12 protein-coding genes and 1 pseudogene are annotated in these 14235 nt (G+C 68.5%); 6 read left to right on the top strand and 7 right to left on the bottom strand.

All coding sequences use genetic code 11. The features are described 5' to 3' along the window. Positions 1–18: 18 nt before the first annotated feature. The 6 genes and pseudogenes from lepB (at position 19) to dprA (ending at position 4820) form a co-directional block, all read left to right on the top strand. Positions 19–798 carry a signal peptidase I gene (gene lepB / locus RPIT_RS08480; RefSeq protein WP_077342293.1) on the top strand — a complete coding sequence of 260 codons (780 nt, stop codon included), beginning with the start codon at positions 19–21 and terminating at the stop codon, positions 796–798. After that, complete coding sequence (locus RPIT_RS08475; RefSeq protein WP_077344276.1) at positions 798–1439, top strand: ribonuclease HII; 642 nt, start codon at positions 798–800, stop codon at positions 1437–1439. Before lepB ends, RPIT_RS08475 begins: the two co-directional genes overlap by 1 nt. Further along, positions 1436–1747 carry a DUF2469 domain-containing protein gene (locus RPIT_RS08470; RefSeq protein WP_077342291.1) on the top strand — a complete coding sequence of 104 codons (312 nt, stop codon included), beginning with the start codon at positions 1436–1438 and terminating at the stop codon, positions 1745–1747. The genes RPIT_RS08475 and RPIT_RS08470 overlap by 4 nt, the downstream gene beginning before the upstream one ends. Positions 1748–1817: 70 nt before the next feature. Beyond that, positions 1818–2186, top strand: coding sequence for a YraN family protein (locus tag RPIT_RS08465; RefSeq protein ID WP_077342289.1), 369 nt, complete (start codon positions 1818–1820; stop codon positions 2184–2186). Continuing rightward, a pseudogene (locus tag RPIT_RS08460) lies at positions 2180–3705 on the top strand (YifB family Mg chelatase-like AAA ATPase). Before RPIT_RS08465 ends, RPIT_RS08460 begins: the two are co-directional and overlap by 7 nt. Continuing rightward, complete coding sequence (dprA, locus tag RPIT_RS08455; RefSeq protein WP_077342287.1) at positions 3702–4820, top strand: DNA-processing protein DprA; 1119 nt, start codon at positions 3702–3704, stop codon at positions 4818–4820. The pseudogene RPIT_RS08460 and the gene dprA overlap by 4 nt, the downstream one beginning before the upstream one ends. Here dprA and RPIT_RS08450 read toward each other — a convergent pair. The 7 genes from RPIT_RS08450 to RPIT_RS08420 form a co-directional block, all read right to left on the bottom strand. Further along, positions 4807–6315 carry a prenyltransferase/squalene oxidase repeat-containing protein gene (locus tag RPIT_RS08450; protein ID WP_157633346.1) on the bottom strand — a complete coding sequence of 503 codons (1509 nt, stop codon included), beginning with the start codon at positions 6313–6315 and terminating at the stop codon, positions 4807–4809. The genes dprA and RPIT_RS08450 overlap by 14 nt on opposite strands. Positions 6316–6554: 239 nt before the next feature. Continuing rightward, a complete protein-coding gene (locus RPIT_RS08445; RefSeq protein WP_077342283.1) occupies positions 6555–8480 on the bottom strand; it encodes a leucine-rich repeat domain-containing protein in 1926 nt (641 codons plus the stop codon). Between the two features lie 334 nt (positions 8481–8814). Further along, a complete protein-coding gene (locus tag RPIT_RS08440) occupies positions 8815–9699 on the bottom strand; it encodes an ECF transporter S component (RefSeq protein ID WP_157633345.1) in 885 nt (294 codons plus the stop codon). Beyond that, positions 9686–11248, bottom strand: a complete 1563-nt coding sequence (locus tag RPIT_RS08435; protein ID WP_077342281.1) for an ABC transporter ATP-binding protein — start codon at positions 11246–11248, stop codon at positions 9686–9688. The genes RPIT_RS08440 and RPIT_RS08435 overlap by 14 nt, the downstream gene beginning before the upstream one ends. Beyond that, complete coding sequence (locus RPIT_RS08430) at positions 11245–12372, bottom strand: energy-coupling factor transporter transmembrane component T (RefSeq protein ID WP_077342279.1); 1128 nt, start codon at positions 12370–12372, stop codon at positions 11245–11247. Before RPIT_RS08430 ends, RPIT_RS08435 begins: the two co-directional genes overlap by 4 nt. Beyond that, complete coding sequence (locus RPIT_RS08425) at positions 12369–13409, bottom strand: hypothetical protein (protein WP_143028259.1); 1041 nt, start codon at positions 13407–13409, stop codon at positions 12369–12371. The genes RPIT_RS08430 and RPIT_RS08425 overlap by 4 nt, the downstream gene beginning before the upstream one ends. After that, the gene (locus RPIT_RS08420) at positions 13402–14022 is read right to left on the bottom strand and encodes a hypothetical protein (RefSeq protein ID WP_077342277.1); all 621 of its coding nucleotides are present in this window, start codon (positions 14020–14022) and stop codon (positions 13402–13404) included. The genes RPIT_RS08425 and RPIT_RS08420 overlap by 8 nt, the downstream gene beginning before the upstream one ends. Positions 14023–14235: the final 213 nt, after the last annotated feature.

Below are 14235 nucleotides of genomic sequence, written 5' to 3'. Positions count from 1 at the left end.
AGACCCGAAGGACGATTCGTGGATGCAACCGCTGAGGCGCCGGACAGCGCCGCGCGCAAGGACCGGCCAAGCTTCGGCCGCCGCGTCGTCGGTTGGTTGACCGAGAGTGTGCTTATCCTCGTCGGGGCGATCGTCATCGCCACGCTGCTGAGGAGCTTCGTCGGCCAGATGTTCGTGATCCCATCCGGATCGATGGAAAACACCCTCCAGGTCAACGACCGCGTGCTGGTGGCCAAGTTCGGCGGTTTCCAACGCGGGGATGTCGTCGTCTTCGAGGACCCGGGCAACTGGCTGGCACCCAGCATGCCGAGCGACAACCCGATCAAGATCGCGCTCGAGTTCGTCGGTGTTCTCCCGAACTCCGGGACCGAGCACCTCATCAAGAGGGTCATCGGCATGCCCGGCGACCGGGTGCGGTACAGCGCCGACGTCGGCAAGGTCGAGGTCAACGGTCACGCACTCGACGAGTCGGCCTATCTCTACGCCACGGATGGCGTGCAGGTGGCCCCTGCGACGGTCCCGTTCGAGATCATCGTTCCCGCGGACCACATCTTCGTCATGGGCGATCATCGCAACGCCTCCGCGGATTCCCGCTGCAGGCTCGGCAACATCTCCCAGTCGCCCGGGCAGAGCGCCTTCGTGCCCGTCGAGAAGGTCGTCGGCGCGGCGGTGGCGATCGTTGCCCCGCTCGATCGGCTGGCCACCTTCAACCTCCCCGAGACGTTCGACGAGGTGCCACCGGCCGCGCAGCCCGCGCCGACGGAACCCGACCTCATCTACGTCGAGCCGGGGTGCTGATGATCCGGCCAGGCAGAGGCGCCTACGGCTACGAACGGGCGCTGGCCCGGGCCGGACTCGGGCCAGTGGCGGGAGCCGACGAGGCCGGGCGCGGCGCGTGCGCTGGTCCGCTCGTGGCAGCCGCCGTCATCCTGCACCCGCAGCGGCCCATCGGCGGCCTGGACGACAGCAAGGCCCTCACCCCCCAGGCCAGGGAACGCCTCTACGACGAGATCCTGCGACGAGCCGTCGCGGTGGCGTGGGCTGCGGTGGAGGCCGACGAATGCGACCGCCTGGGCATGCACCAGGCGGATCTCCAGGGTCTGCGGCGTGCGGTCGGCAGGTTGGAGACAGCACCCAACTATGTGCTCACGGACGGTTTCCCTGTGGACGGACTCGGGGTCCCGGGGCTGGCGATGTGGAAGGGCGACAAGGTGGCCGCCTGCGTGAGCGCGGCCTCGATCATCGCGAAGGTGACGCGCGACCGGATCATGCAGGAGCATGACGCGACGTTCCCCGAGTACGGATTCCGCGTTCACAAGGGCTACTGCACATCGATGCACCAGTCCGCGCTGGAAGAACACGGCCCCTCTCCCATCCATCGATGGTGTTTCGACAACGTGGTGCGGGCCGCTCGATCCGATAGAGTGGGGAGACTATGAGCGCTGAGGATCTGGAACAGTACGAGAGCAAGCTCGAGCTCGATCTGTACCGCGAATACAAAGACGTCGTGGGGATCTTCACCTACGCCGTCGAGACCGAGCGCCGCTTCTATCTCTGCAACGCAGTCGATCTCAAGGTGCGCACCGAGGGCGGGGATGTCTACTACGAGGTCTCCATGGGGGACGCGTGGGTGTGGGACATGTACCGCCCCGCACGGTTCGTGAAGTCGGCGAAGGTCCTGACCTTCCGGGACGTGTCCATCGAGGAGATCGCGCACAGCGACCTGCAGGTGCCCGAGAACAAGTAGGCCCTCCTCGCTGTGGATAACGGCAAATAGGGCAACCCGCCTCCGATGATGCCGTCGGAGGTGATGGCTGATGGAGAGCCAACGACAATCGCTTGGTCGCGAGGGTGAACGGCGTGCCGCGGAGCACCTGGAACGGCTGGGCTGGACCATCCTGGAGCGCAACTGGCGGTGCGGCGACGGGGAGATCGACATAGTTGCCTACGACCCCGAGGCGTCCGCGATCGTCGTGGTGGAGGTCAAGACACGTGCGGGCACGGGGTACGGCACTCCGCTGGAAACCATCACCTACGCGAAGGCGCGGCGTCTGCGGGGTCTCGCGGCGGTCTACATGCGGCGCAGCCGCCGTCGGGCTCCTCGGCTGAGGGTCGACGGGGTCGGCGTGCTTCTGACCCGCGGCGAGTGGACCATCAGCCACGCCCAGAGGATCGACGAATGGTGAGGGCATGGTCGGTGGGGTTGACTGGTATCAACGGCTTTCCCGTCGAGGTGGAGGCCGCGCTCGGCGGCGGCCTGCCCAGAGTGCAACTGGTGGGGCTACCTGATACATCGCTGAGCGAGGCGAAGCATCGGGTCCGGGCCGCAGTCACCAGCGCCGGCTGGCCGTGGCCCGATCGGCTCATCACCTTCAACCTGTCGCCGGCCAGTCTGCCGAAGACCGGTACCCATTACGATCTCGCCCTCGCCGTGACTGCTCTGATCGTCCAGAAGGAACTCGCCGAGACTCATGCCCGAACGGTGCTGTTCGGGGAGCTGAGCCTCGACGGCCGCGTACGGAAGGTTCGTGGGGTTCTGCCGGCGATGCTGGCCGCGGTGAAGGCGGGTTTCGATCGCGCCATCGTCCCGGCCGGTCAACAGGCCGAGGCGTCTCTCGTGCCAGGACTGACGGTGTGGGGCGCCGGAACCCTGCGGGAGGTCGTCGACATCATTGAGGGGCGCCCCGTGCTGGAGCCGACAGAGGCGGCGCCGTCGTCGACGCCGGGGCCGGACCTGCACTCCGAGTTCGCCCCGGACCTGCGCGATGTCGTCGGGCATGAGGACGGGAAGTTCGCGCTCGAGGTAGCCGCGGCTGGACGACACCACCTGTTCCTGTACGGCGCACCCGGGGTCGGCAAGACGATGCTGGCGTCGCGCCTGCCGTCGATCCTGCCGGACCTCGACGAGCCGGAGGCAGTGGAGGTGTCGGCGCTCCACTCGTTGGCGGGCCGGGAATTGACCGGTCTGATCAAGCGGCCCCCCTACGCCGACCCGCACTCGTCGATGTCGACGGTCGCGCTCGTCGGGGGTGGGGCAGGCGAGTTGAGGCCCGGCGCCATCTCGCTCGCCCACCGTGGCGTGCTTTTCCTCGATGAATGCCCCGACTTCGGGGGAAGCTGGATGCCCTCCGAACCCCTCTGGAGAACGGCTGGATCAACGTGAGCAGGGCGAAGCAGTCCACCCGGTTCCCCGCACGGTTCCAGCTGGTGCTGGCGGCCAATCCCTGCCCGTGCGGCATGCATGGGGTGGCTGGCATGCAGTGCCGCTGCGACCCCACGAAGGTCCGGAGGTACCAGGAACAGCTCACAGGCCCGGTCCTGGACAGGATCGACATCCGCCATCAGATGGCGTCGGTCAACCGCGTGCTGCTCGACGTCGCGGCCGGCACCCCTGAGTCGAGCGCCGAGGTGCTGGCGCGTGTCGTGGAGGCGAGGGACCGGCAGCGCAGGCGGCTTCGGGACACTCCCTGGCTGACCAACGGCGACGTGTCAGGCGCGTACCTTCGGCAACATCTTGCGCTTCCCGACGACATCGGCATCTTGAACACGGCGCTGCAGCGCGGACTGCTGAGCGCCAGGGGCGTGGACAAGGTGTTGCGAGTCGCGTGGACGATGGCGGACCTCAGCGGATCGGACGTCGTGACCGCGCGCGAGTTACGGGCGGCCCTCCAACTTCGGCAGGGCGAACTGAGGGGGGCGGCGTGAGCAGCACCGACCGGCAGGCGCGGATGGGGTTGTGCGCCCTGGCGCCGCTGGGGGCGCCGGCGGTGGTGCGTGCGGTCGAGGAGTTCGGACCGGTCGACATCTGGGAGGGCTTCCGGGCGCAGGGGCCCGACACTGCGTGGGGAAGGCGCGCCCAGGCCGTCGACCTCACGCAGCTCGACAGGGCCACGCACCTATGCGGCAGCCGCTTCCTCACGCCCGGCGACGAGGAGTGGCCGGCACCGTACGCCGCGCTCGCGGAGACGACCGTCTCGTCACAGACGGGCGCTCCCTTCGGCCTGTGGGTGCGTGGGAGGGACCTGACTGCGCTGACGGGGGGCGTGGCCATCGTGGGGTCGAGAGCCTGCACAACGTACGGGGAACACGCCGCCCTGACGTTCGCCGCGGACTTGGCGGCGGGCGGACGCACCATCATCTCCGGGCTCGCCTTCGGCATCGACGCCGCCGCGCACCGCGGTGCGCTCGGCATGCGAGGCACCACCGTGGCTGTCGTGGCCAGCGGGGTGGACGTTCCCTACCCGCGGGGCAATCGGGCGCTCGCCGACGCGATCGTCGGCCGGGGAGCGATCATCTCGGAGCTGCCACCCGGCTACAGCCCCACGCGGTATGCGTTTCTGGCGCGCAACAGGCTGATCGCGGCACTCAGCGCGGCTGTGGTGATCGTCGAAGCAGCCCACCGGTCCGGGGCCAAGAACACGACGTCCTGGGGGAACGCGCTGGGGATCCCGGTGCTGGCTGTACCGGGCCCCATCACATCGTCGCTGTCTGCCACACCCCACCGCCTCATCCGAGACGCGGAGGCCACCCTGGTCACCTCCGCCGATGAGGTCGAGGCAGCCCTGGCGCCGTTGGGGACGGTGCCGGAGCCCACAGGGCGCGGCAGGGACACCCCAGTCGACAAACTGCCCCCCGCGCTCTTCGAGCTGCGGGAGGCAGTTGGTGGGGGAGAGACGGTCGGCGCGTCCCAGCTGGCGGCGAGAACGGGGCAATCAATGATCGAGGTGCTCTCGAACGCCGCCGAGCTGGTGGAGGGAGGATGGTTGGAGGAGAATCCCGACGGAACGTTCCGACTCCCGGGGCGTCCTATCGCGTCCTGAAGAGCACGATGTTGTTGAACACGAACGTGTTGGACTTCGAGAACGTGTAGCCACCTGCCGGGCGGGGAGTAGCGGACACGACGGTCACCTCAGCGTAGGACCGGCAACCGTTGCTGCCAGTGGCGGCGGAATCGCAGTCGGTCTTCCAGCGGCGACCATCGTCTCCCGTCCAGCCCTCCAGGTTCTTGTATCCCAAGGGGTTGTTGACCCACAAAGAGCGCGCGGAGGGGAGGTAGGTGAGGTTGTTGAAGGCCCAGCCCTGGACCACTTGGTACTTTCCGGAGCGGAGTTCGACCACCGAGGCCCAGATGTTGGTGCGGCAGCGCTCGGTCTGCGAGTAGGGCTCGCACGTGGTCAGCCACCGGCGTCCGTTGACGATGTGCTCCCCGGGCAGGGTGTAGGGGGCGGTCCGGACGAAATCGTCCTCCGGCTCAGGTTCTGAGGCAAGAAGGTCGTGGAAGCTCCTGGGCACGAATGCGCTCAGGCCCTGCGTGGTGGCCCGGAGCCACGTGCCCCGACTGATCCCCAGGGGGGTCGTGGCGTCGTGGCCGTCAAAGTCAGCTTGGCTGTACGCGATCGCTCCGGCGTCGGGGCCGGAAGAGAGTTGCAGTCCGGCGACCCAGTCGCCGACACGCGCCACATGGGTTGGCTTGAGCCCGGCCAGCGCTGCGGCGGCCAGGCCCGAGGAGTTGGTGTTCTCCACCGCGGTGAAGGGGACCGCGCCGTAGTAGGAGCCGTTGGGGCGCTGCATCCCTGCCAGCCAGTCAACCGCCTTGGTGAGCGGCGCCTGCGAGGAGCCGATGCCGTCGGCCTGCGCGGCGCGCAGGGCCATGATGAGCAGCGCGGTACCGTCCGGATCGGACTTCGACCCCGCCTGAGCACAGCTCTGTCCGGCGGTGAAGTACAACGGGAAGCCACCGTCGGTGCACTGTTTGGAGGAGACGAAGGCGACAGTCGAGGAGGGGAGATCGCCAGTGGCGGCGAGCCCCAGCATTACGAACGCCTGGCCAAACGCGTTGACGCTGTCCCGACCGAACGGCGCCCCGGCCCAACCGGGCTCGGCGCCGTGGTTGAGCGAGTCCTCTGTGAGCTCGCGCAGGTCGAGGCCCGCGTACGTGGCTGGGTCGTCGCCGGCGGCGGTCAGCGCGAACAGCGCCTTCGCGATGAGGCCGGTGTGGCGGGTGAGGCCCTGACCGGCGTCGTAGATGGCCCGTTCCTTGAAGACTGGCTCGACTGCTTCCAGCCAGTCCGCGATGATTGCGCTCGGCGCACCGGCGGCGACAGCGGCGATGACGGCGTCGAGCGTCAGGCCCGGATCGCCGGTGCCAGGATAGGATTCGAGCATCCCGCTGTCACCGGAGTTGTCGGACAGCCAGGAGATGGCGGAGCTTGCACGTGCGGCGTCGCTCTGATCGGCGGAGGCGGTGGGGGGTACCAGGCTGAAGGCCAGCCCGGCAAGAAGAGGGAGCGCCATGAGGCGGGTGCGAGTACGCACGGTGATCCTTTCGCGTCGATCCGCAGACTTTGCGGACTGATCCAAGGCTGGCTTCGGTCCGACTCCCGGCCCATGGGCCGGATACGGTTGCGCGTCAGTTCCGGGTTCGCACCGGATTCTCTGCCAGCAGTCTGAGCTTAGCCCAGGTCAACCTGGATCCACCGACGGGCCTCGCAACAGAGGCCCATCCGTGGATCCAGGGTCGGGGGAACAGCCAGTGAGGCTGCGCCCGGCGATGGTTAGTGGAAGCGGACGATGTTGTTGAGCTGCCAGCCCTCGAAGACGGCGACCTTTCCGTCGATCAGGGCCGGAGTGCGGACCCAGAGGAAGGAACGGCACCCGTTACCACCGGTCAGGGCCGTATTGCACTGTGTGCGCCACTGGCGGCCGTCTACCACGTGCTCACCTGGGGTGGCGAGCGGGTTTCCTGTCCAGAGCGACTTCGACGAGGCGCGGTAGGTAAGCGTGTTGAACGTCCAGCCATCAACGCGCTGTCCGTCCCGGACGGTGGACGCCCAGATCAGCGTCGTGCACCGCTGCGTTTGTGAATAGGGCTCGCAGCTCGTGAACCAGCGCCGCCCCGCCACCTCATGCATTCCGGGCGTGACGTAGAGATCCTCAACGGCCGCAGGCGGGGGGCTGGGTACAGCGGAGGGTTGGACCGTTGGAGCGTCGGTTGGGCTCGGATCCGCGGATGTGGGCGCCTCGGTGGGGGTGGGGCTGGCGGAGGGTCGAGCGGGCTCCACGTGGACGGTGACCGTCCCCGCGAACTTACGAGACGGCGACGAGAACCTGAGCGTGAACGTGCCAGGTTCGGACCACACCACGCTGTCGCCCTCGACGACTGCGCCCTCGGGTAGCGGGACCGCGATGGCCGCACCCGTCTCATCCGTCACCACGGGCCGTGGAGCGGGCTCCCCAGCAATGGCAGCGGGCCACTCAAGGGTTTGGTCGAGAGCACCCCAGCCGCGCAGGTCCTTGGTGGCTAGGACGGAGACGTCGCTGAGGTGGTTGTCGTGCAGAATCACCCAGTTCAAGGCGTCAATCGCACCCAGCACGGACGCGTCGCGCATACCGGTCCCATCAAGTCTGAGGTCAGTCAGGGCGGTCATCTCCTCTAGCGGCGCATGATCGCCGACAGGGTTGTTCGAGAGGGTCAGATCGGTCAGAGCGCTCAGGCCGGAGAGGGCTGAGATGTCGACGACGTCGTTGTGGGCGAGGTTGAGCGACGTCAGCGCACTCAATTCGGTCAAGGCTGAGATGTCTGCCAAACCGTTGGTGTGCAGGTTCAACGCCGTGAGGCCGGTCAATCGAGTGAGCGACGAAAGGTCGGTGATCGCGTTGTCGTAGGCGAGGAGCTTGCGCAGACCGGCGAGATCGGAGACCGGCTCGAGAGTGCTGAGAGCATTCTGTGACACGTTCAGTTCACGCAGGGAACCCAGAGCCGAAATTCCGTCGAGGCCGGACAACGGAGTCGTTCCCCGTTGATCGGCGACCGAGAGGACTTCGAGCAGCGACAGAGCCCCCAGTGGGCGGAGGTCACTCACCTGGTTGCCATCCAGATCCAGGCTGGTGAGCCCCTCAAGCCCCGCCAGCGGGGACACGTCGCTGATCTCGTTGCCGTCGAGGACAAGGCTGCTCAGTTGCGTGAGGCCGGCCAGGGGAGTGGTGTCGGTGACGTCGTTGAGTGTGAGATCCAGAGAAGTTAGCCCGGTGAACTTCTCCAGACCCGTCAGGTCCCGGATCCCGCCATAGAAGCAGTTCAGCTCAGTGACTGCGGCGGCCTGCTCAGCGCCCACCGCCGCGGTGGCAGGCTGGGCCAGCCCCCGGTTGATGCAGGCGCGCAGTTGCGCGTCAGGGATGACCACAGGCTCGGTCGGCTCCTCCTTGGGTGGGGCGGTGTAGCCCTCCAGCGGGTTCTGCGCGGGCGGGGGAGCCTCGACCGAGTAGCTGTCGTGCAGCGACCAGCCCTCGACCGAGCCGCCCAGGGGGGAGGATGAGTCCATGCCGAACTGCGAGAAGTTCCATTCGGCGTAGCGGCCGTCGGCGTCGGCGCTCAGCTGCCAATAGCTCCACCAGTCCTGCGGGCCGGGCGAGGCTGGGATGCCGTTGATGTGAGTGAGGAACCCGCCATTGTCAGTCAGATCGAAGCCTGCGCTCTCCAACGCCTCGCGGCCGCTGGAAAATTCGGTGGCGCAGCCCCGAGAACAGTTGCGTCCGCTTCAACGTGGACCCACACGTTCCCGGCGGCGACGCACTCCTCGGCAGTGGGGGGCGCCGCCGTCGTGGCGGGTACCGGGGAGAGGATGAGGCCGATGACGGCGAGAGTGAGGGCTGAGCCCTGGATGCGACGTAACACTGACGTCCTTTCGCGTTGTGCTCCGGCCGCCAGGCGAGGACCCGCAAGCGCGACGGGAGCGTCCTACATTGGGCGTCGGTCCGACTTCCCTCACGCGAGGGTCACGGTTGCGCGTCAGTTCCGGATTCGCACCGGATTCTCTAACCCAACGGGCTGACCCTAGCATCGCGCTGCGGGGCCGCTTCGCCGGGGTGGGGCGCGACCCGCCCTAGGCCTGAGGCGCGCCGCAGCACCGTGAGCAGCGGGCGTCCCAGGATCAGCAGAGCAAGCGCCGTTGTGATCGCTCGTCCGGTATCCCAGCCGCCCGTGGAGGTGAGGAGGGTGAACCAGCCGAACCGCGCCAGGTTGTCCACGATCGGAGCTCCGGGGACATAATCCAGGGAGCCGCCCGCGCCGTCGAGGTTGATGCCGGTGATGAACGGCCAGAACCACATGTTCATCAGCGCGCCGTACACGTACGCAGACACGACACCGACGGCGATCAGCATCCCGATCTCGGCCTTGCCGGTCACCCTCCGGGGGAGGAGCCCCGAGATTAGACCCACCCAACCGGCGGCGAGCATCTGGAAGGGCAGCCAGGGCCCCACACCCGCGGTGATGAGCGCCGAGGCGAACAGGGAGGTCATGCCCAGTAGGTAGCCGAACCCCGGCCCGAAGGCGCGCCCGGCCAGCACCAGCAGGAAGAAGACCGACTCCACCCCCGCTGTCCCTGCGCCGAGCGCTGGTCTGATGGCGGCGTTGATGGCAGAGAGCACGCCGAGAACAGCCAGGGACCTGGAATCGAGTCCGCCCTCGGTCACCTGGGCGATCACCAGCAACAGGATCACCGGAAGGAGCGCGGCGAAGACGAACGGCGCGTCCTGCGCGTGCTCGGGCGCGACTCCCACTGCGGGGATGAGTAGCGGCCAACCGATGGCGAAGAGCCCCAGCGCCGTGGAGAGCACGATGACGAGCCAGGTCCGCCAGCCGAGGGACACCCCGACCACGGGGGCGGGAACGTTGAGCGTCGGGTCAGTCCCGGGCATCGACGAACTCCTGGACGGTGAGCACCGGCGTCGGACTCGAGACTTTCGCCACCTGGGTGGCGAGCAGCGCGGACGTGGCGAGCACGTCGCGAGTGGGTCCGTCCGAGACCACCTCGCCTTCAGCCATGACCACCACGCGTTCGCAGGTCTGGGCCACCATCTCGACGTCGTGGGTGGCGATCAGCACGGCTCGGCCGTCAGCGGCCATGCCGGCGATGATCTCGGACAGGGCATGCTTGGCGGCGTAGTCGAGGCCGCGGGTGGGTTCGTCGAGCAGCACCACCGCCGGGTTGCCAGCCAGTTCGACCGCCAGGACCACGGCCAACTTCTGCCCCTCGGACAGGTCGCGGGGGTGAGCGTCGGGCTCGATGCCCGGCACCAGACGCCGAAGCAGCGCGAGCGTCGTACCGTCCGGCACCTCCGCAGACCGGTCGCTCGCAGAGCACTCGGCGGCAACGCTGGTCAGGTACAGCAGGTCGGAGGGCGTCTGCGGCACCAGGGCGATCCCCGCCTCGGCGGAACGCGAGACCGTGCCGCCGTCGCGGCGCCCTGCTCCGTGGAGTGCCCACAGCAGGCTCGACTTGCCGCAGCCGTTTCGTCCCATCAGGGCGGTCACTTCCCCCTGGCGCAGGGAGAGATCCACTCCGGCCACAGCGACCTTCTCGCCGTATCGGACGATGATGCTCGACGCGCTGAGCGCCACCTCACCGGACGGGCGGCGTGACGGCAGCGTCGGTGGCTCGCTGGCCCAGACCCGACGCTGCTGGGCGGCAGAGCGGCGCCCCTCGCGGATGGTGAGCGGGAGTGGGTCCCAGCCCATCGCCACTCCGAGCTCGACCAGCGGGGGGCGGATCGGGGCATCGCGCAGAACCGTTCGCGTGGCTCCGTGGGTCACGGTATCTCCGACGAGAAGCGTGCTGTCGGCGAACTCGATCACACGCTCCATGCGATGTTCCGCGATCACCACGGTCGTGCCGAGGTCGCGCACCAGCCTGGATACGATCGCCAGGACCTCTTCCGCCGCGATGGGGTCGAGCGCGGAGGTGGGTTCGTCGAGGACGAGCACCTTCGGGGAACTGGCCAGGACGCTGCCGATCGCGACGCGCTGTTGTTGCCCACCCGAGAGGGTGCGCAGCGCTCGTCGGCGCAGGTCGGCGATCCCCAGCAGATCGAGCGTCTCCTCGACCCGCCGCCGCATCTCCGGCGCGGGGAAGCCGAGTTGCTCCATGGAGTAGGCGAGTTCGTCCTCCACCGTGTCGGTGACGAAGCCGGCGAGCGGGTCCTGGCCCACGTAGCCGACGGTGGTGGCGAGTTCCCGGGGCTGGAGCAGGGTGGTGTCGCTGCCGTCGATGAACACGCGGCCGGTGCGGATGCCGCCGGTGAAGCGAGGCACAAGGTTATTGATGCACCCCAGCAGGGTGGACTTCCCGCTCCCGGTCGGACCGACGACCAGGCAGAGCTCGCCCTCCTCGATCTCGAAGCTGACGTGCTGCAGCCGCAGGGTGTCGCTGCTGGCGTAGCGGAAGCTGACGTCGTCGAAGCGGATCATGCGGGGGCCTTCCAGAGGTCGGGCGGCGGGGTGAGGAAGGCCGGCAGGCTGGCGGCAGCCAGCGCGAGGAGGAGGAGCGGAGTCAACGTCGGCCACGTGAAGGGGCTGATCGAGGGGAACAGCACGACTGCGTCGGCGCTGGCTGCGACGAGGCTGACGATGGCAGCGCAGGTGACGCCCGTGACCACCACCAGCGTCTCGGCGATCCCCCATCGGATGGGACGGTACTGGGTCCTGCGGACGGTGCGTCCGGCGAAGTGGAGCGCAGCCATGGCAGACGCGAGCCCCGCGACCAGCAGCGACGTTGAGAGGATCCCGACACCCAGCACGCTGCGGTCAGCCGAGCCGGCGAGGAAACGGAACGACCAGGTGGCCAGCAGCATAATGCTAATCACCCCCAGCCACAGGGACAGGCCGCGGTGAAGGCGCCGTCCGGTACCGCTACGGCCGTAGCCCCGCACATCCATGGAGGCGGCCAGCGCGAGGGAGCGTTCGAGTGCATCGGAGAGAACTGGGACGATGATGGTCTCCACGGCTCGGAGTTTGTCGCGGCGCTTCGACCCCGCCGGGGAGCGGCGGAGCTTCCGCGCCCGCACGACGCGTTGGGCGGATTCACCCAGCTGGGGCAATGCGGAGACGGCCACCACCATGACGGTGCCAAGCTCGTAGAGCGCTCCGGGAAGACTCGCGAGGAGCTTCTTGGGGTTGGCCAGCGAGTTTGCGGCGCCGATGCACACCACGATCGTGGCCAGGCGCGCGCCGTCGTAGAGACCGCTGAGCAGCGATTCGAGTGATACGGGGCCCAGGAGCCGGATGCCGCGCACCCAGGTGGGGAGGGGCACCTGCGGCAGAGTGAACAGGATCGTCGGTCCATCGCCGCCCCCGAAGAAGATCCGGAAGGCGACCCTCATCACTACGATGAAGACGGCCAGGATGAGGTATAGCTTGAACGATCTCGCCCACGGGTTGTCATCTCGGCGGGAGATGGTGACCAGAGCCGCCACGGCGATCACCCCCGCCAGCAGCAAAGGATTGGTGGTGTTCGACGCGGCTGCGGCGAGTGCCAGAGCCCAGCCCCACCACGCGAACGGATGGATCGACCTGGGGAGGAAGTACCGCCTCATCCCAGCCCGCGGCGCCGCCACCAGGTTGCGCCCCCGGCCGCGCCCAGCACGACCACGGCACCGACACCGATCAGCGTCCCCAGCGGAGGACCTGCCGCAGGCTCAGCCTCGACGACGGCTGGCGTGGTCGGAGGCAGCGAAGCACCGGGAGGGACCGACCGGCCGGGTGACGGGCGGGGAGGGGGAGGCGAAGCAGCGGGACCGGTCGCCGCAGTGGTGGACGGCGACGAGTCGGCAGTGGTGGGGGAGGGCGCGTCGACGCTGGGGGATATCGGCGGCTGTGCGGGGGGCGACGGAGAGGCCGAGGGCGCCTCGATCGGCGCGGTGCGCGCGGGCTCGGGCGCCGGGTCGGGGGTGGTCGGCTCGGAGGAGGGAGGGGAGGCGGGCGTCGCCGTGTTCGCAGGAGGCCGGGCAGTGCTCCCGGGTGCTGCGGTGGTGGGCCGCGGTGCTGGCGCTGGCGGCGTGGTGGTGGTCGGGGGCGCCGGAGGCTCGGTAGCGGGCGGCGCGACGGGATGCGATGGCGCCACGCGTGGGGCGGGATTGCTGTCCGTGCCTCGGTTGAGGGAGAACGACCAGCCCTCGTACCCTCCCGGAATCACCGTCCGCGCGCCGCCGCCGAACGACGAAAACGTCCACTCGCCGCCGTTGGGGGCGTGCCAGTATCCCCAGAACGCATTCTTGGGTGGCGTGGCCACGCATGTTTCCCGGTACTCTTCGTTGCCCGCCACGGGGAGGGTCTCGGTGGCCGCGGGACGGTCGTCGATCCTGCAGACGAAACCCGGGCCATCGTGAATCGTCCCGGAATGAGTGAATCCGGCCAGTCGCAGCGCCTGCAGCCCCGTGGTGCCCGCAGGAACCTGGTCTACGCAGCGCACGACGGTTCCGCCGCCCAACTCCTGGAAGTCGACGACGACCGTCACCCCGGAATCGCTGGTGCAGTGGCCGGGGGACGCGTCGGCGTGCGCTGGCGACCAGGCCGCAGCGGCCGTGACGCAACCCAACACCAGGGCTGCGGTCAGGCGGCGCAAATCAGACACCGGTGCTTGGGGCGCCGATGCACTCAGGGTTGATCGGCAGGGCGGAGGGATCGTCGCAGTCTGCGCCGGATCCTGGGCCCTCCGGTGACGCGCTGGCCGTCGGGGTGGGCGACGGGGCTGGGGTGGTTGGTGTCGTTTCCGGAGCGGTGAGGTCCAGACCGGCGACGGGGTCGACTGTGGGTGCCGCTGATTCGAGATCCCAGTCGGCTTCAAGATCGACGCCGAGTACGTCGCCGGCTTCGAGGGTCAGTTCGAGGATGCCCACCTGGGCGAACTCCCACGCCCCCGAGTAGACGCCGTCGGCGGGCGACTGCGTCCAGACTCCCCAGTACTCCCGCGCTCCGCTGTCTGCAGCGCGACCGTCGACGGTGGAGAGCCAAGCGCCAGTATCAGTGGTGAGGCCGGTGCTGAGGAGAGCTTCGGATGCAGTGTCGAACTCGTTGGCGCAGGCGCCGGTCACCGTGTCGTCGTACTGCACGTGGACCCAGACGAGTCCGTCTCGGACGCATTCAGCTGCGGTAGTGGGGGCCGCGTTGGCGGTGAGGGCGACGCCGCCCAGGAGCAGGGCGGCAGCCGCGGGCAGTGCGGCGAAGCCGAGGGGAGAACGGGACATGAGGACCTCTTCGAGTCAAGGTCCGTCGGCCAAGGATTTCCGCTGGTCGCGACGGAACGGTTGTTACCTTTCACCGAGCGGCGGTCCGACTCCCCGACAGCATCGGGATCACGGTTGCGCGACAGTTCCGGGATCTCACCGGATTCGTCCACTCAGTGAGCCTCACCCTACCCCAGAGATATGGTGGCGGGTAAACCCACCCACCTTCTGAGG

The sequence above is a fragment of the Tessaracoccus flavus genome (assembly GCF_001997295.1).
GTDB lineage: Bacteria > Actinomycetota > Actinomycetes > Propionibacteriales > Propionibacteriaceae > Arachnia > Arachnia flava.
Note: the sequence above shows the minus strand (reverse complement) of the source record. Positions and strands in the feature narration are given on the sequence as shown.

Bases quoted from the DNA above. Each gene is read 5' to 3' on its own strand.
- RPIT_RS08475 (WP_077344276.1), top strand. From the start codon at position 798: ATGATCCGGCCAGGCAGAGGCGCCTACGGCTACGAACGGGCGCTGGCC.
- RPIT_RS08470 (WP_077342291.1), top strand. From the start codon at position 1,436: ATGAGCGCTGAGGATCTGGAACAGTACGAGAGCAAGCTCGAGCTCGAT.
- RPIT_RS08465 (WP_077342289.1), top strand. From the start codon at position 1,818: ATGGAGAGCCAACGACAATCGCTTGGTCGCGAGGGTGAACGGCGTGCC.
- RPIT_RS08440 (WP_157633345.1), bottom strand. From the start codon at position 9,699: ATGCCCGGGACTGACCCGACGCTCAACGTTCCCGCCCCCGTGGTCGGG.
- RPIT_RS08435 (WP_077342281.1), bottom strand. From the start codon at position 11,248: ATGATCCGCTTCGACGACGTCAGCTTCCGCTACGCCAGCAGCGACACC.
- RPIT_RS08430 (WP_077342279.1), bottom strand. From the start codon at position 12,372: ATGAGGCGGTACTTCCTCCCCAGGTCGATCCATCCGTTCGCGTGGTGG.
- RPIT_RS08420 (WP_077342277.1), bottom strand. From the start codon at position 14,022: ATGTCCCGTTCTCCCCTCGGCTTCGCCGCACTGCCCGCGGCTGCCGCC.